This window comes from Agarivorans sp. QJM3NY_29 (genome assembly GCF_050870835.2).
In the GTDB taxonomy this organism is placed as follows: domain Bacteria; phylum Pseudomonadota; class Gammaproteobacteria; order Enterobacterales; family Celerinatantimonadaceae; genus Agarivorans.
Window position 1 is genome coordinate 769,356 of sequence record NZ_CP194036.2, and the last position, 22,176, is coordinate 791,531.

The 22,176-nt window shown below is 44.5% G+C and carries 17 protein-coding genes; 10 read left to right on the forward strand and 7 right to left on the reverse strand.

Annotated features, from left to right (window positions below; translation table 11 throughout):
* Positions 1–11: 11 nt before the first annotated feature.
* Both ACRRS0_RS03450 and ACRRS0_RS03455 read left to right on the forward strand, forming a co-directional pair.
* Positions 12–1,445, forward strand: a complete 1,434-nt coding sequence (locus ACRRS0_RS03450) for a right-handed parallel beta-helix repeat-containing protein (RefSeq protein ID WP_432454615.1) — start codon at positions 12–14, stop codon at positions 1,443–1,445.
* Positions 1,446–1,485: 40 nt separating this feature from the next.
* Entirely contained in the window at positions 1,486–2,532 is a 1,047-nt protein-coding gene (locus ACRRS0_RS03455; protein ID WP_432454614.1) for a glycosyltransferase family 4 protein, read from the forward strand.
* Here the strand turns inward: ACRRS0_RS03455 and xrt are convergent.
* Complete coding sequence (gene xrt / locus ACRRS0_RS03460; protein WP_432454613.1) at positions 2,517–3,947, reverse strand: exosortase; 1,431 nt, start codon at positions 3,945–3,947, stop codon at positions 2,517–2,519. The two genes, ACRRS0_RS03455 and xrt, sit on opposite strands and share 16 nt — an antisense overlap.
* Before the next feature lie 4 nt (positions 3,948–3,951).
* Positions 3,952–5,355 carry a TIGR03013 family XrtA/PEP-CTERM system glycosyltransferase gene (locus ACRRS0_RS03465; RefSeq protein ID WP_432454612.1) on the reverse strand — a complete coding sequence of 468 codons (1,404 nt, stop codon included), beginning with the start codon at positions 5,353–5,355 and terminating at the stop codon, positions 3,952–3,954.
* 281 nt (positions 5,356–5,636) lie between these two features.
* On the opposite strand from ACRRS0_RS03465, the gene ACRRS0_RS03470 reads away from it, so the two are divergent.
* The 8 genes from ACRRS0_RS03470 (at position 5,637) to ACRRS0_RS03505 (ending at position 15,614) form a co-directional block, all read left to right on the forward strand.
* Positions 5,637–6,278: an XrtA/PEP-CTERM system exopolysaccharide export protein gene (locus ACRRS0_RS03470; protein ID WP_432454611.1), complete on the forward strand. Its 642-nt coding sequence runs from the start codon at positions 5,637–5,639 to the stop codon at positions 6,276–6,278.
* Positions 6,279–6,295: 17 nt separating this feature from the next.
* Positions 6,296–7,858 (forward strand): XrtA system polysaccharide chain length determinant, encoded by a 1,563-nt coding sequence (locus tag ACRRS0_RS03475; protein WP_432454610.1) that lies wholly within the window; start codon positions 6,296–6,298, stop codon positions 7,856–7,858.
* Positions 7,855–8,751 (forward strand): XrtA-associated tyrosine autokinase, encoded by an 897-nt coding sequence (locus tag ACRRS0_RS03480; RefSeq protein ID WP_432454609.1) that lies wholly within the window; start codon positions 7,855–7,857, stop codon positions 8,749–8,751. Before ACRRS0_RS03475 ends, ACRRS0_RS03480 begins: the two co-directional genes overlap by 4 nt.
* Positions 8,723–10,186: an outer membrane beta-barrel protein gene (locus ACRRS0_RS03485; RefSeq protein ID WP_432454608.1), complete on the forward strand. Its 1,464-nt coding sequence runs from the start codon at positions 8,723–8,725 to the stop codon at positions 10,184–10,186. Before ACRRS0_RS03480 ends, ACRRS0_RS03485 begins: the two co-directional genes overlap by 29 nt.
* A gap of 2 nt (positions 10,187–10,188) precedes the next feature.
* The gene (locus tag ACRRS0_RS03490; protein WP_432454607.1) at positions 10,189–11,256 is read left to right on the forward strand and encodes an XrtA/PEP-CTERM system-associated ATPase; all 1,068 of its coding nucleotides are present in this window, start codon (positions 10,189–10,191) and stop codon (positions 11,254–11,256) included.
* A gap of 415 nt (positions 11,257–11,671) precedes the next feature.
* Positions 11,672–13,711: an XrtA/PEP-CTERM system histidine kinase PrsK gene (gene prsK, locus ACRRS0_RS03495; protein WP_432454606.1), complete on the forward strand. Its 2,040-nt coding sequence runs from the start codon at positions 11,672–11,674 to the stop codon at positions 13,709–13,711.
* Between the two features lie 42 nt (positions 13,712–13,753).
* A complete protein-coding gene (gene prsR, locus ACRRS0_RS03500) occupies positions 13,754–15,100 on the forward strand; it encodes a PEP-CTERM-box response regulator transcription factor (protein WP_432454605.1) in 1,347 nt (448 codons plus the stop codon).
* A 70-nt stretch (positions 15,101–15,170) separates the two neighbouring features.
* Positions 15,171–15,614, forward strand: coding sequence for an acyl-CoA thioesterase (locus ACRRS0_RS03505; RefSeq protein WP_432454604.1), 444 nt, complete (start codon positions 15,171–15,173; stop codon positions 15,612–15,614).
* 42 nt (positions 15,615–15,656) lie between these two features.
* Here ACRRS0_RS03505 and ACRRS0_RS03510 read toward each other — a convergent pair whose 3' ends face one another.
* The 5 genes from ACRRS0_RS03510 to ACRRS0_RS03530 form a co-directional block, all read right to left on the reverse strand.
* Positions 15,657–17,054 carry a TRAP transporter large permease gene (locus ACRRS0_RS03510; protein WP_432454603.1) on the reverse strand — a complete coding sequence of 466 codons (1,398 nt, stop codon included), beginning with the start codon at positions 17,052–17,054 and terminating at the stop codon, positions 15,657–15,659.
* A 24-nt stretch (positions 17,055–17,078) separates the two neighbouring features.
* Positions 17,079–17,615 carry a TRAP transporter small permease gene (locus ACRRS0_RS03515; protein WP_432454602.1) on the reverse strand — a complete coding sequence of 179 codons (537 nt, stop codon included), beginning with the start codon at positions 17,613–17,615 and terminating at the stop codon, positions 17,079–17,081.
* A gap of 69 nt (positions 17,616–17,684) precedes the next feature.
* Positions 17,685–18,665, reverse strand: a complete 981-nt coding sequence (locus tag ACRRS0_RS03520) for a TRAP transporter substrate-binding protein (RefSeq protein ID WP_432454601.1) — start codon at positions 18,663–18,665, stop codon at positions 17,685–17,687.
* A 199-nt stretch (positions 18,666–18,864) separates the two neighbouring features.
* Complete coding sequence (locus tag ACRRS0_RS03525; protein ID WP_432454600.1) at positions 18,865–20,211, reverse strand: sigma-54-dependent transcriptional regulator; 1,347 nt, start codon at positions 20,209–20,211, stop codon at positions 18,865–18,867.
* Between the two features lie 9 nt (positions 20,212–20,220).
* The gene (locus ACRRS0_RS03530; RefSeq protein ID WP_432454599.1) at positions 20,221–22,032 is read right to left on the reverse strand and encodes a sensor histidine kinase; all 1,812 of its coding nucleotides are present in this window, start codon (positions 22,030–22,032) and stop codon (positions 20,221–20,223) included.
* Between the last annotated feature and the right edge of the window lie 144 nt (positions 22,033–22,176).

The window sequence follows — 22,176 nt, forward strand, 5'->3', positions numbered from 1 at the left end:
AGGGGATGCGAATGAAACGAAGTCTATTGGTTCCAATGATCGTCATATTGGCCGGTTTTTTTAAGGCCCAAGCCGCACCACTATGGCCTTGGCAAAATGCATCTATGGGGGAAGGGGCCCCGGCTTGGGCAACTACCGATATTGCTGCGGGGCAGATTTGGTACGTGGATATTAATGCACCAGAATCTGCGGAAACCGGGAGCCATGATCAGCCTTTTCATCGAATCGCTGCCGCCTTGAAAGTTGCGCGACCGGGCGATGAAATTTGGTTGGAGCCGGGGGTTTATCACGAGCAAGTGCGGATCCGTAAACCAAATATTACCCTGCGATCGAGTGTCTTACATCAGGCAAAAATTGAAGTTCCTTTTAACGAAAAAAAAATACAGCAAGCGATCCGTATCGATTTTACTGCGAAAGGTACGAGAGTTATTGGTCTAGATATCAGCGGTGGTTACTACTATGCGGTGTCTTTACATACTAAATGGAAAGGAGGACCTCATTCGGGAGTTTCTCAGGTCTTGTTATCGCAAAATCTGCTCCATGGTAGTGGCCGAGATCTACTCAAAATAAATCCTTATGTTTGGCAAGTGTTGATAGAACGGAATCAATTTTATCGTTCTGGCCAAAGAGATAATAGCAACGCCGAAGCAATTGATGCGGTGAATGCCAGTGAATTATGGATCCAGGATAATCTGATTAAGGGGATTGCCACCTCTGGTATTTATGTAAAAGGTGGTTCGCATGAGGTATTGATTCAGCGAAATTTGATTCGAAACGTTGGCTTAGCGGGCATTTTGGCTGGTTTTGATACCAGTCCACAGTTTTTTAATATGACTGATAATCCTAATATGTATGAGGCCAGACGGGTTCGTATTATTAATAATATTGTTGATGGAAGTCAGGGTGCGGGGATTGGGGCTTATTCAGCGGAACAAGTTGTGGTGGCTCATAATACGGTGCTTAATTCTGCAATACGTTACCATGCACCGATCTATTTTGGCTTGAGTTTTCAAGACCGAGAGTTAGATGCCAAACGTCCACCTAGCAAGGATATTTCGGTCTATAACAATATTTTTTCATCCTTGCGACGTGATGGCACCGTATTGGAGGTTCGTTATCTTGAAGATGACACATTAGGTGGCTTGTCGTCCTTACAAGGGTGGCCGAAGGCGAATAATAATCGCTATTTCTCGGCCTTTGGGCCTGCTAGTTTTACCGATATGCGACCTCATGCGAAACAGCGCTCATCGAATTTAAGTGAGTGGATGAAGTGGTGTGCTTGTGAGGCGGATACACAACTTATTGAAGTGACTCTAAGTTATCCAAATTATATGCCGCAGGGTGCTGATTTTCAGTTTACTTCAAAGGCCGAAAGTTTAGCGGTGGACTTCTATCAAAATAAACGTGTATCGACCACCTATGTAGGGGCGGTGATTCCTAATTGAGCTGTTTAACCAGTCAAGCCAGTAACAGAAGATGTATAAAATGAAAATTGTCCATGTGGTGAGTAGCCTCAATATGGGAGGTGCTGAGCGTTTAGTTGTGAATCTGTCAATTGAGCAGAAGAGGCTCGGACACCAAGTGACGGTGGTGTCTTTTGGGGCTAAATCTGACACCTACTACACGCTCCTACAAACACATGGTATTGCTGTGCAATTGGTGGGGGGAGGGCTGATTGCTCGATTCACTCAGTCACTCAAATTATTGCTGGCGGCCGATGCGATTAACATCCATTCGACGCCTATTGTGAGAGCGCTGGCACCACTTTTCCCAATGCTCTATTTTAAGAAAACGATTTTTATCGTGCATGGTGAAACGAGTCCTAAGCTACGCCTATTTAAACCCGCTATCTTATTCGCTTGTTTGTTTATAAAACATGTGGTTGCCGTTTCTGAATCGGCTAGGAGGTCTTTATATCGCCGTTTTGCGGTGAATACAGGGCGGGTTGGGATCATCGAAAATGGGGTTCAACTTGCAGCAACCTGCAAGCACGCACCTACTGGACCAGAGTTACCCTTGAAAGTTGGTGCGGTGGGGCGCTTGATCCCGCTGAAAAATTTTGAGTTACTGATTGAGAGTGTGGCGATTATCAATCAAACGGACTCAAGTCCTATCGAATTACATATTTTTGGGGATGGCCCAAGTTTAGAAGACTTAAAAACACTGGCTCGAGACCAAGGTGTTACGGTTAACTTTCACGGCATAGTGTTAGAGCAGGATGAAATTTACCGTCACATTGACCTGTTGGTGATTAGTTCAAATACTGAAGGGCTGCCAATGGTGTTAATTGAAGCCATGGCGCGAGGGATCCCGGCGATATCCACTCGTGTAGGTGCAATACCATCCGTGATTGTTGACCAGCAGAATGGTTGGCTAATTGATGTCGGTAATGCGCGACAGTTGCAACAGGCATTAGCTCAGGTTATTCACTCTCCAGGTTGCCTCTCTACGGTCGGTAGACAAGCCTATACGACCGTTGAGCATCAGTTTTCAATTGCTGCCGTGGCTGCAAAATATCAGTCTCTGTATTGAGTGCTTGCTTGTTGGCTGAGCATTTGTTGCAGTGTTCCGAGAGTGTCGCGGCAATCTGTCGCGTTGCATAAACTCGATCCGACCAAGATAGCCGATTCTCTATGGCCTGATAACGCAGCAAGTAGGTGATTTTGTTTTTGTTGCTTAAGGCTGCTGGTTAGGCCTCTGGCGCTTAAGTATGCATAAACTAACACCGCTGGCTGATTGTTTTTGGCTAAAAAGTAGATGCTATGGGTTTGTGCATCTCGTTTTTTAGTTTCTATTCTCATTCCGTCCGGAATGATGCTGTTGTTAAAGTAACTGGCCTTATTATCTAGGCCATAGCCGCTAAATGTAAAATACCACAACGATAGCTGATGATCGTTTTGTTCAATGAGCTGATAGCGCAGCTCGCTATACCTTGAGATCTGCAATGGACCGTGGGTATCAGATGCTCTCACTCGATTGCTTGAATTGAGCGTTTCTGCATCAAAAACTGGTAAATCTAAACTCAGTGGGGAGAGTAAAATTAAGGCGAACAGACTTGCGAATATTGGCTTTAAGGCAATATTTTTTTTGCTGCTTAATCGGTGGTGTTCGGTGGTATTAGCTTCTTTCTTGGCGAGAGAATTTCCAACATAGAAAATCATCAGTAAATAAGGGGCATACACATACCAGCCTAAATTATTGTGATCGCCAACAATCGAACTTTGCATGTTGGTTAAATGGCCGATAAAAATGATTGTGATAATTCGGATCCAGTTAACCAATAGCGCACCGGCCATTGTAATGATGAAAAACAGCAATATCCGGCGGGCTGAACGCAGATTAAAATAGACAAATAGTAGGCATAAAAACAAGGAGGTAATAAAATATCGAAGCCCACTACACCCGTTCGCTATCTCAAATTGACCCGAAGGAATGGAGACAATGTTGCCTTCAAAGTAGCTCGGTATACCAGTAAATGCCATGATGGTTTCGACTGCAGTGGTGGATAGCTGCTGCAAGGGGGGGGAGAGAAGTCCCCATATGGGCGTAATAAATAAAAATACTAAAGCGTATAAATAGAGGCCTTTATGGCTGACAAAAATGCTTAATAGCGCACTTAGTAAAACCAAGGGAAGCAAGGCTCGAACTGGCAGGCTAATTTGTCCAAGATATAAACAGAGCTCCACCATTAACAAAAATACTAAGATTAGGGTGAAGCCATTGGGCTTGCTGCGAAATTGCAACTGTTCTCGAATATCATATAGAACATAAAGCGCGACAAAGGGGATCAAAAATGCGTGTGAGTATGTTCCATCATCGAAACTATAACGCCAAATATCGAGTATCACAGGCCAGAACAAGAGGCTGACTATTACCGTAAGTGCTAATACAACAATACTCTCGACTACACCTTTCGAATGTTCTGGCGAGTTTTGGTGCGATGCCACCGGATTAACGGCCTTTACCAAATAAAATGATCTCTGCAGTTCTGACCAAAATCAAAAGGTCTAAAAGAAAGCTGCGATGCTTAATGTAATATAGATCGAATTTTAACTTCTCTAAGGCATCGGCTTCAGTACTACCATAAGGGTATTTAAGTTGTGCCCAACCAGTCAGCCCGGGTTTAACATTGTGTCGTTGGTTGTAATAAGGGATCGATAATACCAATTCCTTTACAAAGGCCGGCCGCTCAGGTCGTGGCCCAACAAAACCCATGTCACCAACAAGTACATTGTAGATTTGTGGTAATTCATCAACTCGATATTTTCGGATGAAGTTACCCACTCGGGTGACTCGGGGATCTTCTTTTTCAGCCCACTTTGCACCATCTTTCTCGGCATCAGTTCGCATACTACGAAACTTATAGATACTAAATGGCTTCCCGTTGAGCCCAATCCGCTCTTGTGAGTATAAGACTGGGGCTCTAAAGCCTTCTTCCAATTTTATCATTACCACTGTAATTAGCATTAAAGGCCAGGTTAGACTCAATACAATAAGCCCAAGGAAGGTATTGCAAATCCAGTCTAAAGAGCTACGTAAGTAGTTGGTCGAGTGAAAGCCATTACTGTATATCACCCAAGATGGGTAAATCAGGTTCACCGCAATTTGTCCTGATTCTCGCTCAATAAAGTCGATGATATCGGTAATTTCTACGCCACGCAGTTTACACAAGAAGAGGCTGTCTACAGGCAGATTGGCACGTCGTTCGTCGGCAGCAATAACAATTTCTTCAACGCCGTTCGCCAGCACAAAAGACTCCAGTGGGCGGTCTAGCTCAAGAATTGTTTCTCGCTTGATACCATCTTCTGAGTCACCAGGCATGCGGACAAATCCAGCCATTTCGAAGCTTACTCGGTCTGATTTGCGGCGCATTCGCTTTTCTATGATGCTGGCTCGCTCTCCGGCACCTAGCACCAAGATGCGCTTCCGCCCCATGTGTTCATATTGCATTTTAAGCGCAAAGTAACGAACCACCGTTAGTGCCATCATCACTGCTGCATACAGCAACTCTCTAAAGTTACCGGGTAATACTTCTAATGGGCTTACAACGTAAATAACCGAGGAAATAAAATAGCCGAGAGCAATACTCACCAACAAACGGCGAATCACGCCACGAAAAGTCTCGCGTATTTTTTGGTTGTATAAGCCAACCGAGAGGATCGATAGTTGAATCGGGAAAGTGAATGCCAGCAAATGCATCAGCAGAGTGCCTTCCCCGTATGGAGGGATATTCTCAAACCCGCTAAAACGCAATAATTCAACGCCCAACACAAATATGACGATGAGCACTAAAAATTCGGCAATAATAATGACTCTACTACCAGGATCTAGATTGTGAAACTTCGAACCAGCCACGCTTCTTCCTTGAAACCAATTAATTGATATTAATTTTAGACGAACAAGTATACCGAGATTAGCTCGTAGAGCTACAAAAATCCCCTGTATAGCAATTCAGATAGTTACTCATGAGTATGTTACTTTAGCGTTACAGTTGTTTTAATACCACGATAAATATCGATATATCAAAACTATTTAACTCAATAGATTTACAAGATGAGCGCTCGCGCACTATCATGGGAAAAAGGATTTATTCAATCAATGTTATTTGATGGACACTCAGCGTAATGGACAGTGCTATGAAAAAACTTAATAAAGTCGTTATCAAGTCGCTTGCGTTTATTGTGGTTGGTTTTTACCTATCTGCATGCTCAAGCTCTTTACCTAATTTACAAGAGGCTTCTGTAAAACCCTCTCTTACTCAAAATCCCGCGGAATATAAATATTTGATCGGTCCGGGCGACGAACTGAACATTTTTGTTTGGCGCAACCCCGAGATATCTGGAACCTTTTTTGTTCGCCCAGACGGCAAAGTGTCAGCGCCGCTGGTCGAAGACCTTGAGGTATCAGGTAAAACCACAACTGAGATGGCCCGTTTAGTCGAATCTGAACTGGCTGAGTATATCCGTGATCCAATTGTGACCGTGACCGTAGAAGGTTTTGTCGGTCCGTTCAGTGAACAAGTTCGGGTAATCGGCGAAGCCTCTGCTCCACAAGCGGTCAATTATCGAGAAGACATGACCTTACTGGATGTGATGATCCAAGTGGGCGGTTTAACTGAATTCGCTGACGGTGATAATGCTCGCTTGGTTCGAGTGGTCAGTGGAGAGCAACGATCTTACGGTATTTCGGTTGGTAAATTGATTCAAGATGGAGAAATAGACGCCAATGTCGATATTTTGCCTGGTGACATTATTATTATCCCAGAAGCATGGTTTTAGGCGGAGTAGCGGTTTAGATGCAGGAATTTATTGAGGACTTTTTGCAGTACCTGAGAGGGGTATGGCTGAAGCGACGTTATATTATTATTGCACTTTGGTTGCTTTGCCCTATTGGCTGGATTGTTGTGACCTTGTTGCCAAATCAGTATACGGCCGAAGCAAGAGTATATGCGGATACTCGCTCTTTGTTACAGCCACTGCTGAAAGGCTTAGCCTTGCAAACAGACCCTGCTCAAGAATTGCAAATGATGGTTAAAACTCTGTTGAGCAGAAGTAATTTGGAAAAAATTGTTCGCGCGAGTGACGCAGATTTAAGAGTGAACAATAAGCTTGAATATGAAGAGCTACTCGATGATTTAAAAGAAAAAATAATCATTGATAAGACAAAACGAGAAAACCTGTACACCATTAGTTTTGAAGCTGACTCCCCACAGTATGTGCGTGATGTAGTGCAAGCTGCCCTTGATGTATTTGTTGAAAATACTTTAGGTGAAAAACGTCAGGATACAGATACGGCGAATTCTTTTATTAATCAGCAAATTGAAGAGTATGAGACGCGCCTGATTGAAGCAGAGAAACGGCTCGCGGCTTTTAAGCAAGAGTACACAGCTTTTTTGCCCGGTAAAGAATCGACTTATTACAGTAATCTTGAAGGGGTAAAAAAGAAGCTTGAAGAAACTCGTTTACAGTTAAGCGAAGCAGAGACAAAGTTAACATCGGCTCGGGCTCAATTAGCTAGTGAAGAACGTTTAGCATCTCAACAAACCGCTAAGGTCAGAACTGAGTTCGATGACCGAATTGTCTCAATGCAAACCCGACTTGATGATATGTTGCTGCGTTATACGGACAACCATCCAGATGTTATCGAGGTTAAGCGACAAATTGCAGGCTTGCAGAAACAGAAAGATAGTGCTTTAACCGTTGCGCAGACGCCTGCCGCGATTGCCTCCGACTCGGTGATTTATCAGGATCTGAAAATTACCGTGAGCCAGTTGGAAAATGAAGTGGCTTCGCTGAATGTTCGTGAACAACGCTATAAAGACAATGTTTCTGATCTACAAGACCAGTTACGCCAGGTCCCTGATGTGGAAGCTAAACTCACCGGTTTGAATCGAAATTATGAGATTACTAAGTCGAAATATGAAGACTTGTTGTCTCGCCGAGAAAGTGCTCAGATTTCTGAGAGCGCGGGTAAGACCACCGACGATATTAAGTTTAGGGTGATTGACGCTCCAAGGGTGCCATTAGAGCCTTCTGGACCGAAGCGGCCACTGCTTATTATTGGAGTGCTGATTTTAGCTTTGGGTGCCGGTGTTGGTTTGTCTCTGGCATTTAGTCAGATTAATCCAGTGGTATCGAGTATTCAGCAGCTATATCAGCAAACCGGCTTTCCGGTGCTCGGGGTTGTGTCTGCCACCGACAGCTCTGGTTTGATTAAAGTCGAAAGGCAAAAAATGCGTATATTTGTATTTTCAAATATATTGTTATTGTGTTGTTTTGTTGGGTTTATGGTCATTAATTTACTTCCGGGCTTACACAATAAGCTTATTTCTATCTTGGGAGGCATTGGGATCTTATGAGTACCATAGAAAAAGCGATGGGTAAGTTGGCCAAACAAGCCCAACAAAATCAGCAGTCGAATAATGCTGCAGCTCCAGACTCTGTCGCGGATGTGAATCCGCCGAATCAAGAACCCAATGCAAGGCCTCGCGAAAAGGCTGTATTGCAAATTGACTCAAGTGTATTAAGAAACTTAGGGATGTTATCCGATGTTCGTTCTCGAGAGACTCGAATGCTTAGTGATGAATATCGAGGCGTTAAGCGTAAGTTATTGAAAAATGCATTTGATCCAAGTTTGATACCGCGTAATAAAAGTAATCTGATAATGGTCACCAGTGCCAACCCTGGCGAAGGGAAGACATTTACTTCGATTAATTTGGCACTTAGTTTAGCCTTGGAAAAAGATAAAACAGTACTACTGATTGACTCGGATGTATTGAAACCCACCGTGAGTAAAACCTTAGGGATTGGCCAACATATGGGCCTTATGGAATATTTACTCGGTGAGACGGATGATATTGCAGATGTCATTTATCATACCAATATCCCAAATTTACGGATTATGCCGGCAGGAATGCCTCATCACTTAAGTAACGAGTTGTTGGCAAGTGATAAAATGCGTGCTCTGACTGAAGAGTTAAATAGTCGTTATGCCGACCGAGTCGTGTTATTCGATAGTCCACCAATTCTTGGGGTGAATGAAACTGTGGTTCTGTCTAATTTTATTGGTCAGGCGGTGGTGGTGGTTGAACAAGACAAAACGAAGTTGGCCGCAATTAAGGCGGCTGTTTCCCAATTTAGTGAAGAATTGGCGATAGGTTATGTGTTGAATAAAGCAGTGCACGGTAAAACAGGAACTTACGGTTATGGCTACGGATATGGCTATGGATACGAGGAAGAACAAAGCGCTTAGCATCGTTGTTGCGCTGATAGTTGGTTTATCGATGTCGGTGTCGGCAGCAGATTTTAGCTTCCTTCCTAAGCTAAGTGCTGAGCTGGTTTATACCGACAATGTTGGTTTAACTGAAGATGCGACTCGATCAGGACAAATCGGTGTATTTACAGCGGGGCTCGAATCTGAATTTATTGGTCATGATGGTCGTTTGACGCTCGACTACCAAGCTGAGCAAATTTACAATTCAGACGATTCAGATAAGAATAAGCTGTATCATGATCTTATTTTTATGGCTGAAAAGAAAATCCGCAATACTGGTGTTACGGTCGGTCTTGTCTCAAAGATGTATATAATGCCTGCTAAGGTTAATGACAATGCGATAACTGATGTCGTGACTGGTGATTTAATACAAGGCAGTTCACATGAGCTTTCATTAGGATATAAATCTAACCCTCGTAAATGGATTGATTTGAACACGGCGGTGTTTTCTACTTTTAATCGTTATGAAGATGACCGCGGTAATAACAATGATTTAGAGGGAGCTTTGTTATTTAAGAATGGACAGAAAGTAAAGAACGTTACTTGGCTTGTTGAATCCGCTTATTCGAAGCGTGAGGCTCGCGCTAATTCTGCTGCAACCGAAACTCTGAAATATAAAATCGAACTAGGTCTTCCACCACGCTCGGGATTTAGTCCTTTTCTACGTTATTATGCCGAAAGCTACCTCGAAGGTGTGAATGCCTCATCTACGGTCGGGGAGTCTGAAAGTTGGGGACCCGCGCTTCGTTATTTTCGAACTCAATTAAGCTATCTCGAAGTGAGCTATAATTTTTCTTTAGAGCGAGAAAAGAATGATGACTATATCGGCGCAGCGCTGAATCTTCAGCCAAATCGCAGAACCAAGTTGCTATTTGAGTATGGCCAACGGTTTTATGGTGATGCTTATAACTTTACCTTTTCGCATGAACGCAGACGGATTAAAACCGATATTTCTTACATAGAAGAACCCACTAGTTTTGACCGGCGGTTTTTTGTTGAAGGGGATATTCTTGCAGAGCAAAAATTAAATAAGACTTTACGCTGGAATAGTGCTTTGGACTTACGTCGTAGTGGCATCGATTTTGAAATTCGCCACCAAGATCGAACCAGTTTGACTGAGCTTACTGATTTTATTCAGGATAAAACTTACGGTGTCGGCTTAGGTTTAGATCACAAGTTAACTCGTCAGCTTCGAGCGGCTTTTAAAGTTGATTATGATTACTATCGCTTTGAGCGAATCAGTAAAGGTAAGCAAGTCGATAAATATAGCCGTTATAATTTGTCGCTCACTCAAGATCTGATCGAAGGTTTTTCTCTAATTTATCGTTATCAATTCACTCGTCGTAGCTCTAGTATTGAGGGCCGTGACTATAATGAAAATCGCGTTTCAATTAACGCTACTAAGCAGTTTTAAATATGTATGAATCTTTTTTTGGTTTAAGCGATAAACCTTTTAAGCTAAGCCCTGATCCTAAATTCTTTTTTGCGAGCCCTCATCATGACCGCGCGATCTCTTATCTGCGTTATGGGCTATCACAAGGCGAGGGTTTCATTGTGGTGACGGGCCCGATTGGTACCGGTAAAACCACCATTGCTCGTAGTTTACTGGCCTCGGTTGATGAATCGATCGTCGCTGCGCAGATTGCTACAACCCGACTCAGTCCAGATGAGTTAGTCCGCTTAGTCGCGGCTCAGTTCTCCATTGAAGTCGAAAGCTTAAATAAAGCCGAAATTTTAAAACGCTTTGAGCAGTATCTACTGAGCTTGCATCGGCAAGGGAAGCGCGCGTTATTGGTAGTCGATGAAGCGCAGAACTTACCAGCAGAAACCGTTGAAGAGTTGCGGATGCTGTCTAATTTTCAATTAGATGATAAACCCTTGTTTCAGAGTTTTTTGCTTGGGCAAGAAGAGTTAAAACCAATTATTGAATTACCCGAAATGGAACAGTTTCGGCAACGGATCATTGCTTCTTGCCATTTACAGGCCTTTGATGCCGAACAAACTCAGGGATATATTTTACACCGACTCAAACAAGTGGGTTGGCAACAAAACCCACAATTAGATGACGATATTTTTGTTCAGATTGCCGACTTTACCAAAGGTATTCCTCGGAAGATCAATATTTTTGCCGACCGCTTATTTTTATACGCATTTTTGGAAGATTTGCATACCATTGGTTCCAAGGATGTGGCTGCAGTCATTGAAGAAATGGGCGGCGAATTGTCTGGATCGCTTCAGGGCACGCCACCTCAGCAAGCAAGTGTGAATATTGATCAAGTTCTAGGTCGCCAATATAGCGATGGCTTAACTTCTCCCGATGTGTCAGTGATGGCCGTTGGTGAGCAACAGATGAAAGCGAATCTATTAGATGTGTCTAGTTATCTGGAAGAAGTGGTGCTGAGAAAGATTAAAATTATCCGTTACTTAGACAAAATGATAGAGAAAAAACGCAAAGAAATTGTTGAGTTAGGAGAAAGTCGCTAATTTGACTTTCCCTTTATGGAGTGGTGCTTCTCGCGTCGGCTATTTAGCTGTGAATGAAGGATCGCTATTGGCGAGCGGCCCAATCTTGCTTTGAGGCTCTATCTTGCGTTGAAATGAAGGCCAATGTGAGCGTTGATTTGCTCACAGGATGTTGTAGGGAGTATGAGGGCTCGTAATGGCAGAGCTTGATGTGTAAGTCCTGCAAAGCCGCAATGGAGAGTAAACCATTATTCAATTCACTTTAGTCTGGTATGGCTAAGTAGATATTTGGCTTAAAGCTTTTGACGCGTTGTTTTGCGGAATGAGTTGTCCCCATTATGCCACATCGCGTTCGCTGCGATTAAAAGGTTTTCATCTCGAACCTAAAATGACCACCCAGTATAACTGCCCTGAGGGCTAAGATGGATGACTTAGATTGAGTATAATTGTAGGCCTATTCGGATATAGCTTAGCTGCAATAATTTATTTGTTGTTTAGCTTGTTATTGTTGACGACCAAGCAGAGTGGTTTTCAGCGGCAAGCTTTAAGTTTAGCGGTGTTTTTTACTTTTATTTGGGCCGTTCTTGGTGCCGCCCAAATGCGCTTTTCATTTGCCTTAGGTTATTTTTATTCTTTGGAAAGCTTGCGTAACGGGCTATGGATGTTGCTGTTATACGCAACCATTGCGCCGCGCTTTAGTTTTGGTAATTTGTTGCAAGGTTCTTGGCGCCGTAAAGGCGTATTGCTTGGTCTATTGGTGATTGCCTTATTACAGTTGTTGGCTGCTATTTTTCATGTCCCACTGAATCAGTTTTGGCTGATTAGCCAATTGTCACAGGCAGTGGTGGGTCTATGGCTAATTGAGCAGTTGTATCGACGTATCGATGTCACGGCTCGGCCAACCATTAAACCGATGTGTTTAGGTTTGGGAAGCATGTTTGCTTTCGATTTTTCACTGTATGCTAATGCGTTAATCACCTCAGGTATTTCTTTTGATTTTTGGGTCTTACGTGGCTTAGTGGCAATTTTGGCCGCCCCTTTGGTATTGCTAAGTGCGCGTCGGGTCAAGCGTTGGTCGACTAAAATTTATGTCTCACGAGATGTGATTTATCACAGCACTCTACTGTTAGTTGCAGGGGCTTACCTGCTAATGATGGCGCTGGTTGGCTATTACCTCCGTTATGAGGGAGGAGACTGGGGAAGTATTGCCCAGAATGGTTTTTTTGCCTTAAGCGTGCTGGTACTGGTGAGTTTATTTTTATCGGAAAAGTTGCGTAAGCAGCTTAAGGTTCAGATCACAAAGCACTTCTTCGCCAATAAATATGAGTATCGTGAAGAATGGATGAAGTTTGCTGCGGTGTTAGAAGATGACGGTATCTCGCCCTATGCGATTGCGCTTAAAGCGATTAACCAGCCCTTCGATTGTCATTTTGCTAGCTTAGCCATCGTGGAAAATGGGCGATTTATAGTCAAGGCTAGTTATAATCTAAGAGAAGATGATTCACAGATTATGGCTTGTTTGGAACACCTTGGTATGGCAGCTATCGAGCATCAATGGATCGTTGATATTGCGGAATTAAAAGCTGATCCTAGTGTCGTTCCATTTAAGGTTTCGACTCTGGATTTGCAGCAAATTACTAAATTTGCCTATGTTATTCCAACCAGTACTGCTGCCGGATTTAAGGGGGCAATCTTGTTATCTCCGCCCACTTCGATCCATAGTGTAAACTGGGAAGATCGCGACTTAATGCGTGCCATTAGCCGCCAGTTAGCGGTGTATTTGAATCTTCATCGTTCCAACTTAGCGTTGGCAGAAAGTCAGCAATTCGACACCTTTAACCGGATGTCGGCCTACCTGGTACATGATTTAAAGAACGTATTAGCGCAGCTGCAATTGTTATCAAAAAATGCCATTAAGCATAAACATAATCCTGAATTTATCGACGATGCCTTTGACACGGTCGATTCGGCTGCCAGTCGCTTAAGAAAGGTGGTTGCGCATTTAAGTAATAAACAACGTATTGATACTGTGGTTGCACCATTTAATCTGCTTCGGGCATTGCAGCAAGTTTTAAAGGTTAAGGTGAGTAACCTACCAGCACCGGAGTTGGATTATCAAATTGGATCCGATTTTGAATTGGTTGGAGATCAAGAACGCTTCATTAACGTACTCTCACATTTGGTTCAAAACGCCCAAGATGCCAGTGATGAGAGTGGTCAGGTCTTGCTTCGCGCATCTTTGCAAGCGCAAACTTGTTTGGTCGAAGTTGAAGATAAAGGCGTAGGTATGAGTGTTGATTTTATTGACAATCGCTTGTTTAAACCCTTTGATACAACTAAGGGAAATGCTGGTATGGGGGTGGGCGCTTACGATGCCAAACGTTTCGTCGAAGAGTTGGGTGGACATATCCAAGTGATAAGTAAACAGGGCGAAGGTAGCTTATTTAAGCTATTTTTACCGATTCACAAGATTTAACTAAGTCTGCGGGCTTACTAATAAGTAAATGGATGAGATGACATGGAAACGCTATTAGTCGTAGAAGATGACCCTGGTATTCAGAAGCAATTGAAGTGGAGCTTTAGTGATTATCAAGTGGTGATAGCTGGTGATCGTCATCAGGCCATTACCGCACTTAGGCGCTATGAGCCTAAAGTGGTCACGTTAGATTTAGGTTTACCACCGGATGAAGCCAATGCCAGTGAAGGTTTAGCAACCTTGAAAGAAATGCTGGAGCTTAATCCTAAGCTTAAGGTTATTGTGATTACAGGGAATGAAGATAAAGACAATGCCTTAAAGGCAATCGCGATGGGGGCTCATGATTTTTATCATAAACCGATTGACGATGACACGCTGTCGGTGATTATTGCCCGAGCCCTGTGGGTGGCAAACATTGAGCTTGAAAATGAAACCTTGCGAGGCGCATCGCTGGATAGTAATGGCTTCTTAGGTAATTCCCCTCAAGTGCAAAAAGTGTGTCGGATGGTGGAACGGATTGCGCCAACGGAAGTCACCACGCTGCTATTAGGGGAGAGCGGCACTGGTAAAGAGGTCTTGGCTAGGGCGATTCATCAGCAAAGCCCCCGTAAAGAGAAGCCCTTTATTGCGATAAACTGTGCCTCGATCCCTGAAAACTTGTTGGAAAGTGAGCTATTTGGTTTTGAGAAAGGTGCCTTTACTGGAGCTCATAAAACCACTGAAGGGAAGATTGAATGTGCCAATGGTGGCACCTTATTCCTTGACGAGATTGGTGATATGCCTTATCCACTACAAGCGAAAATATTACGTTTTTTGCAAGAGAAAGTGGTTGAGCGTGTTGGTGGGCGTAAAGAAATTCCTGTGGATGTGAAAATCGTTTGCGCGACTCACCAAAACTTATCGCAAATGGTAGAACAAAAAGAGTTTCGTGAAGATTTGTTTTATCGGATCAGCGAAATAACCATTAATATTCCACCTTTGCGGGAACGCGGTGAAGATGTGATTCTGCTGGCGCGCGCTTTCTTGCAAAACTACAACAAGCAGATGCAGCGAAACATTAATAATTTTAGTGACGATGCCATCGCCGCTCTCAGTCATCATCGCTGGCCCGGCAATATTCGTGAGTTGCAAAATAAAATTAAATCAGCAGTGATCATGGCTGATAACAAGCAAATTACTGCTGAGGATTTGGCCTTATCGGTGGGTGATGAAGAGGAGATGAAGCTGGCTTTAAACCTACGCCATGTTCGAGAAGCAGCAGAGAAATTGGCGATTAATAAGGCTTTGGCCTTAAGTGATGGCAATGTCTCAAATACTGCTAGTTTATTAGGCGTGACACGACCTACCTTATATTCTTTATTTGAAAAACACGGTTTAAAAACAGATTAACTCGGGTGAATTATTTTGCCCGTAATTCCCTACCGCCGACGAAAGGGTTTGGCAGAAAGAGATGAGGAATATGATGGATAATTCACAAACAGAGATGAATATTTTGGTGACCCCTGAGATGGCTAACTTTTCAGGAAAGATGCATGGCGGGTCAATGTTAAAAAAGTTGGATGAAGTGGCTTATACCACCGCGATCCAGTATTGCGGGCATTACGCAGTGACCTTGTCGGTGGACCAGGTGTTATTTAAGAATCCGGTAGAGATTGGCGAGTTTGTCACTTTTTTAGCCTCTGTTAACTATACCGGCCGAACCTCGATGGAGATCGGGATTAAGGTGATAGCCAAAAATCTGAAAGAACAAACCGTGCGGCATACTCATTCGTGCTTCTTCACCATGGTGGCTGTCGATGATAAAGGCCATTCGATTAACGTTCCGCCACTCGAACCACGCACTGAAGTGGCTAAACGTCGCTTTAACGATGCCTTACGCCGGCGACAGCGGCGCATGGAATAATCACTGAGTAATAATAGGGCCTGCATTTGCAGGCCTGTTTGATTAATAGCCATTGATGCGATCGAAGTATTCGGGTAAAAACAGCGATATCTGTGGGATGTAGGTAATCAGCATTAAAAATAGCAGCAGTAAGCTTAACCAAGGCAGACAGGCCTTAATCACCCAGCCCATGCTTTTACCGGTAATTCCAGCAGTGACAAACAGATTGAGTCCTACCGGTGGCGTGAGCATGCCGATTTCCATATTGACCACCATAATGATGCCCAGATGGATTGGGTCGATCCCCAGTTGAGTGGCGATTGGGAACAAGATCGGAGCCATAATTAGCAAGATGGCCGAAGGTTCCATAAAGTTGCCAGCGATCAGTAACAGAATGTTCACTACCACTAAAAATGCCCAGGGTTGTAAGCCATAAGCGACGATCGATTCGGCGATCATATGCGGAATGCGCTCGGTAGTAAGCACATGCGCAAACAACATCGCATTGGCAATGATGAATAACAACATGATGCTTACTTTAGCTGCGTCCTTGAGCACGTGGCGAACCTCTTGATTGTTCACCGATTTGAAGATGCTGATTGGCAATAACCAAACATTGCGAGCGATCGCTTTAGACAGGCTCTCCCCTTGGTTTCGCCAGGCCTGACCTTTGAGCGGCCCAATATCACGATAGCCATAAACCGAGACTAAGAAGGCGTAGACTGCCGCGACCGATGCCGCTTCGGTGGGGCTGGCGATACCGCCATAAATGGACCCCAGCACGATGACTATCAGCATTAAACCGCCAGTGGCTTTGAGCGCCGATATCCCCCATTGGCGACAGCCGGGATAGGGCTGCGCCGGAAGATTTTTGATCCTTGCAACTACGTATATGGCGAGCATTAAGATACTGCCCATCATGAGCCCAGGGATGAAGCCAGCCATAAACATGCGTGACGCCGAGACCTCGGTGGCGGCAGCATAGACCAGCATGACAATCGAGGGGGGGATTAAAATACCCAAGGTACCGGCATTAGCGATAACACCTGCCGCGAGGGACTCAGGATAGCCAGAGCGTACCATGCCAGCAATCACGATGGAGCCAATCGCTGCCACGGTGGCGGGACTGGAGCCCGATACCGCGGCAAATAACATACAGGCCAACACCGAAGCCATGGCCAGTCCACCACGAATATGGCCGACACTGTCCATCGCAAAGTTAATCAGCCGTCGCGCCACTCCCCCAGTTGAGAGAAATGCCGATGACAAAATGAAGAAGGGGATCGCAAGCAGCGTATAGTGCTCCGAGGTTGCTTCAAATAGCTTTAGAGCGACTGATGCCAAGGAGTCATTGGAAAACAGTAAAATGGTGGTCATACTGGCAAAACCTAAGGCGACCGCGATGGGCATACCAATGATCATGCAAATAAACAGTAAGATAAAAAGAGTGAAGGTGGTCATGGTCAGATCCTTTGCCGGTAATGCTTATTGTTTTTCTATTTCGTCAGCTAAGTGCATGCTGTCTTTGGCTTCGTCTGCGAGGTGGAAACCATCCTGTTGATTGGTGATGACCTTCCAACCTACCTCTAAAAATCGAACCACTAACAACACAAAACCGATGAATAACACACTCATGGTTTTCCATTTTTCAATCGGTAAATCTTCCATTTCAATGCCGATCCGCTGCAGTTTGCTTAGGTATACCCAAGAGCCATACATAAATAGGCTGCAATAGAATAAACATAGAGCTAAGGCCAATAGCGTGAGTAGTTTACGTTGGGTGGGCGGAAGAATCCTGACAAAGGCATCGACCCCAATATGGGCGCCTTCTCTGACTCCCCAGCTAGCACCGAGTAGGACCAGCCAAGCGGAGCAATAGAGAGTGACCTCTTGTACCCAGTGGATCCCAGAGTTAAATACAAAGCGCATGATCACTTCGATAAATACCAGTAGCGTCATGGAGACCAACAGTAGGGCGATGAAGTTTTCTTCGAAACGCCGGAACCAAGTTACAAATTTCATGCTATGTCCTTATGAGCAAAACCGCTTGGGGACTTGCGCAGAGTGAGGGGCCTCTGCGCAAGTCAGCGTTTATTGGTTGGCAGCCGCCGCTGCTTCGATAATATTTTTACCGATTTCAGTTTCAAATTGTCGCCATACTGGCTTCATTGCCTCGACCCATTGTTGGCGCTGCTGAGGAGTGAGAGAGATAACTTGTGAGCGTTTTGAAGCGATAATATGGGCTTTATCCTGTTCGGCTTTGTCGGCAGCAATCTGGTTTCCCATGGCGACAGCTTCGTTTAAGGCCGCTTTTAATTCAGTACGGATATCATCGGGCAGCCCGTACCAGAAATCGGCGGAGGTGACGATGAGGTAATCCAATACGCCATGGTTGGATTCAGTAATGCTGTTTTGTACTTCAAAAAATTTCTTCGAATAAATATTGGACCAGGTGTTTTCTTGGCCATCGATGGCGCGAGTTTGCAACAGGGTAAATACTTCCGAGAAGGGTTTTTTCAAGGGAACCGCGTCCACAGCTTCAAACTGTGCGGCTAATACGTCTGAAGACATGATGCGAAACTTCTTACCTTTGACATCCGCTGGTGTATACAGTGGTTCATTGGCCGATAATTGTTTCATACCGTTATGTAGATAGCCTAGACCGACTAGGCCCTTGCTTTCGAGAGAACCTAATAGCTCTTGGCCAGCATCACTGGCTTGAAATCGCTCAACCGCAGCCATATCTTTGAATAAGAAAGGAAGATCAAATACTTGCAACTTCTTCGTGTATTTTTTGAATTTAGATAGCGAAGGCGCAATGAATTCGATGTCACCTAAAAGCAGCGCTTCTAGCTCCTTACCGTCCCCATAAAGTTGCGAGTTGGGGTAGACTTTTACTTCTACTTTACCGGGTAAACGTTGTTCAGCGAGTTGTTTAAATTTAAGTGCCATTTGCCCTTTGGGAGTGTTTTCTGCAACCACATGAGAAAACTTAAGTTCAATCGGGGCGGCATGGATTGCTGATGCAAACGCCAAGCTTAGGGCGGTGAGTGTGCTTGCCAATCGTTTCATATTATTCTTCCTTGTAATGGCTTATGTAGGGATTACGCGATAGCTAACAGCAAGCTTTAAGCCAACAATGAACTACATTATTTAACTATTTGTTTACAATGGCTTATTGGTTTTTTCATGAGCGGTGAAGAAAAGGGATGGGTTATGAACGGGGGGGATCCCCCCCTTTGCTGATGATGAAATGGGGGGATTTCCCCCCTTAATCTAAATTGACGTGTTTATAATCATCCTTTTCTAATTGGTATTTTTTCATTTTTTCGTAAAGGGTTTTACGGCCGATCTGTAACTCTTCTTGAACCGCCTTTAAATGGCCTTGATGGCGATGTAGGGCATCTTGTAAGAGGGTTCTCTCGAATCGGTATAGTTGCTCCGCTAGGTTTAAAGACCGTTGTTGAGACTGGGTATTAAAGGCAACGTCTTCGCCCATTAATACCCAGCGTTCGGCCAAATTACGTAGCTCTCTAACGTTGCCGGGCCATTCTTGTGCCATGAGTTCGGCGAGGCGCTGCGGACTCACCTTGGGGCTGCTGAGTTGATAGCGAGCGGAAGCCACCCGTAAAAAATTCTCTAACAGTAGGGCGATGTCTTCGCTACGTTCGCGTAGCGGGGGAATATGCACTTCGACGACGTTGAGTCGATAATAGAGGTCACTGCGAAATTCACCTTGTTCACCGAGTGCTTTCAAATCGCTTTTGGTGGCGGCAATCACCCGCAGATCAAGTTGTACTGCTTGATTACTGCCCAAAGGTTCAACACTACGTTCTTCTAAAACTCTGAGTAATTTTATTTGTAAAGCCATCGGCATACTTTCGATTTCATCGAGAAATAGCGTGCCATGATTGGCGTAGGCAATTTTACCGATGCGTTTTTTCTGGGCGCCGGTAAACGCGCCTGCTTCGTGGCCAAATAATTCACTTTCTATCATGTTTTCCGGCACCGCACCGCAGTTGATGGCAACAAAAGGATGGTTGGCGCGTACACTGTGATCATGCAGAAAACGAGCGACCAGCTCTTTGCCGGTTCCTGTCTCCCCATTGATCAACACATCTGCCGGGGTATCCTTAACATGGCTTAAAATTTTGCGCAGTCGCATAATTGCTGGGGTACTGCCAAGTAGTCGTGGTCCAGGGCCACTTTGGGCGTCTAGCTCCGCTTTTAGCTCTCGATTTTCTAGGGTGAGTTGCCTTTTCTCTTGGGCGCGTTGTAGAACTTCGAGTAGGTGGCTGGTGGAAAAAGGCTTCTCAAGAAAATCGTAGGCACCATCACGGATGGCTTTAATTGCCATCGAAATATCACCATGGCCAGTGAGTAGAATAATCGGCAGATCGGGATCGATCTGCTGTGCCTGTTGCATCATTTCTAAGCCGCTGATCCCCGGCATGTTGATATCTGAGATAATCACGCCGGGCCAATCCTGTTTGAGTTGGCTGAGCGCTTGCTCGGCACTGCTAAAGGTTTCACAGTGGATCTCCTCCAGCGCTAAGGTCTGCGCCAAAGAGCGTAGAATATCTGGGTCGTCGTCGATGATGATTACCGGTGTTTGCACTGTTACCTCTTAACTATTGATAGCTTGGACAGGGGGACTCGCTGAGCGGAGTCGGATTTCAAATTCGGGGCCAATGTCGCCATGATTACCAACCACTAACTCACCATCGAAGGTTTCCACCAGTCGTTTAGAAATCGCCATGCCTAAACCTAAACCTTGTTTCTTGGTGGTAAAGAAGGGTTCAAAGATACGTTGCAACTGTTCTTCACTGAGCTGCGGCCCATTATCCCAGATGGCAATGCACTGCCAATCGTCGTGTTGGTATTGGCGGATCCCAAGGCGAGCATCGGCTTGTTGCTCTAAGGCGTCGATGGCATTGTTAATCAAGTTAATCAGCACTTGTTCCAGTTGAATGGCGTCGGCCTTAACCCATTGCTCCTCTAAGCCGGAGAATTCGATTTTTATCTCATGTTTCACAATTCTATTGGCTAAGATCGCGAGCGCCGCGTTGATTGAACTTGAACTCGAAACACAAGCGATTTGGCCGCTAGATTTGCGAGAGAAAATTTTAAACTTGGCGATCATCTTGCTCATCTTCAAGCAGAGTTTAAGAATGTCTTGCAAGTTATGAGTGACTTGCTGATATTGTTGCTTTTGCTGAAAGCGTAGTGCGTTTTCGGCGTAGTTTTGCAATGCAGTCAAGGGTTGATTCAGTTCATGGTTGATCCCTGCGGATAACTCTCCTAGGGTGGCTAATTTGGCTGCTTGCACGAGTTCATCCTCGGTCTTCTTCAAGGTGCTAGCGGTTCGTTGGTAATCATTCAGCGCTTGTTGTAACTGTTGGTTGCTGATGGTGAGTTGGGCGGTGCGTTGCGCTACGCGACTCTCTAGTTGTTGGTTGATTTGGTCTTGTAATTGGCGCGCTGACTGTAATTGTCGCCAGTAGAAATACAATAAAACTAAGCCTAAATAACACAGCGAACTGAGCAACATAGCCTTAGCAATCGCTTGCATATAGCCTTGGTCTGGCGATAGGGCATAGAGGCGCCAGCCGGTGTTCGCTAAGATCCGGCGGGTGTAGATGTAGTCTTGGCTTTGGTCTCGGAAATTCGGTAAGGTTATTTCATTGTCACGCTTTTTTTGGGCCATGTTAAGCAGTAAATGTTCACCATATTGCTTTGAGTTGATTAACTGTTGGCGTTGTATTTCAGATAAAGGTTTAATGCTTTTATATAGCCAATGTGACTGTGATGCGTAAAATACCACGCCGTGTTTATCGGTAAGCAAATATTCAAAGCGAGGGTCTCGCCAACTCTTATCGATCACATTTAAGGCAACTTTGACCACCAATACTCCAATCACTCGTTGCTGCTGGAGTACTGGCGCAGAAAAGTAATAACCGCGTAATCCTGAACGAGAACCCAAGGCGAAGTATTGTGCATTTTTTCCTTGCATGGCCGTTTGAAAATAAGGGCGATAACTGTAATTACTATCGATGAAGGTTCGACTGCTTTGCCAATTACTGGACGCAATGGCAGTGCCGTAAGCGTTGAGTAAATAAGTGACATCGCTGCCTTGCAGTTGATTAATTTTTTGTAAATACAGATTTAATGCATGGCGCTGGGCGTCATTGTCTTGGTCATTTAAGGTCGCGAACAGCGGCTGTTGTACTGCCAGTACTTTTGGAAAATTGCGAAAGCGATCCAGTTCATGCTGAATACTCAGCTGCAGACGATAACTCTCTTCTGAGAGTTGGGCTTGTCGTTGCTGCTGATCTTGATATTGCGCCGCGGTGCCAGTGATGAGCATTAGTATCAGCCAAGCGAGAATTAATAGTAGTTTTTGGCTGTTGGTCATGTTGTTGCTCAGCTGTTGTTCCATCGCAAGCCCTGTCAATGTTTCAATGTTGCTAGTTTATTGATTTTTTGTAAGCAATGCTGGTTGCTTAGTCACATAGTGGACATGCTTCACGGTGCGGTGATCTTATATTTCCTAAAGTTATAAAGAATCCCTTTTTATTCTTTA

Coding starts and splice junctions, on each gene's coding strand:
- ACRRS0_RS03515 (WP_432454602.1), bottom strand. CDS start 17,615: ATGAAATTTGTAACTTGGTTCCGGCGTTTCGAAGAAAACTTCATCGCC.
- ACRRS0_RS03530 (WP_432454599.1), bottom strand. CDS start 22,032: ATGGAACAACAGCTGAGCAACAACATGACCAACAGCCAAAAACTACTA.
- ACRRS0_RS03450 (WP_432454615.1), top strand. CDS start 12: ATGAAACGAAGTCTATTGGTTCCAATGATCGTCATATTGGCCGGTTTT.
- ACRRS0_RS03455 (WP_432454614.1), top strand. CDS start 1,486: ATGAAAATTGTCCATGTGGTGAGTAGCCTCAATATGGGAGGTGCTGAG.
- prsR (WP_432454605.1), top strand. CDS start 13,754: ATGGAAACGCTATTAGTCGTAGAAGATGACCCTGGTATTCAGAAGCAA.
- ACRRS0_RS03485 (WP_432454608.1), top strand. CDS start 8,723: ATGGATACGAGGAAGAACAAAGCGCTTAGCATCGTTGTTGCGCTGATA.
- ACRRS0_RS03520 (WP_432454601.1), bottom strand. CDS start 18,665: ATGAAACGATTGGCAAGCACACTCACCGCCCTAAGCTTGGCGTTTGCA.
- ACRRS0_RS03475 (WP_432454610.1), top strand. CDS start 6,296: ATGCAGGAATTTATTGAGGACTTTTTGCAGTACCTGAGAGGGGTATGG.
- ACRRS0_RS03510 (WP_432454603.1), bottom strand. CDS start 17,054: ATGACCACCTTCACTCTTTTTATCTTACTGTTTATTTGCATGATCATT.
- ACRRS0_RS03505 (WP_432454604.1), top strand. CDS start 15,171: ATGATGGATAATTCACAAACAGAGATGAATATTTTGGTGACCCCTGAG.
- ACRRS0_RS03470 (WP_432454611.1), top strand. CDS start 5,637: ATGAAAAAACTTAATAAAGTCGTTATCAAGTCGCTTGCGTTTATTGTG.
- ACRRS0_RS03490 (WP_432454607.1), top strand. CDS start 10,189: ATGTATGAATCTTTTTTTGGTTTAAGCGATAAACCTTTTAAGCTAAGC.
- ACRRS0_RS03480 (WP_432454609.1), top strand. CDS start 7,855: ATGAGTACCATAGAAAAAGCGATGGGTAAGTTGGCCAAACAAGCCCAA.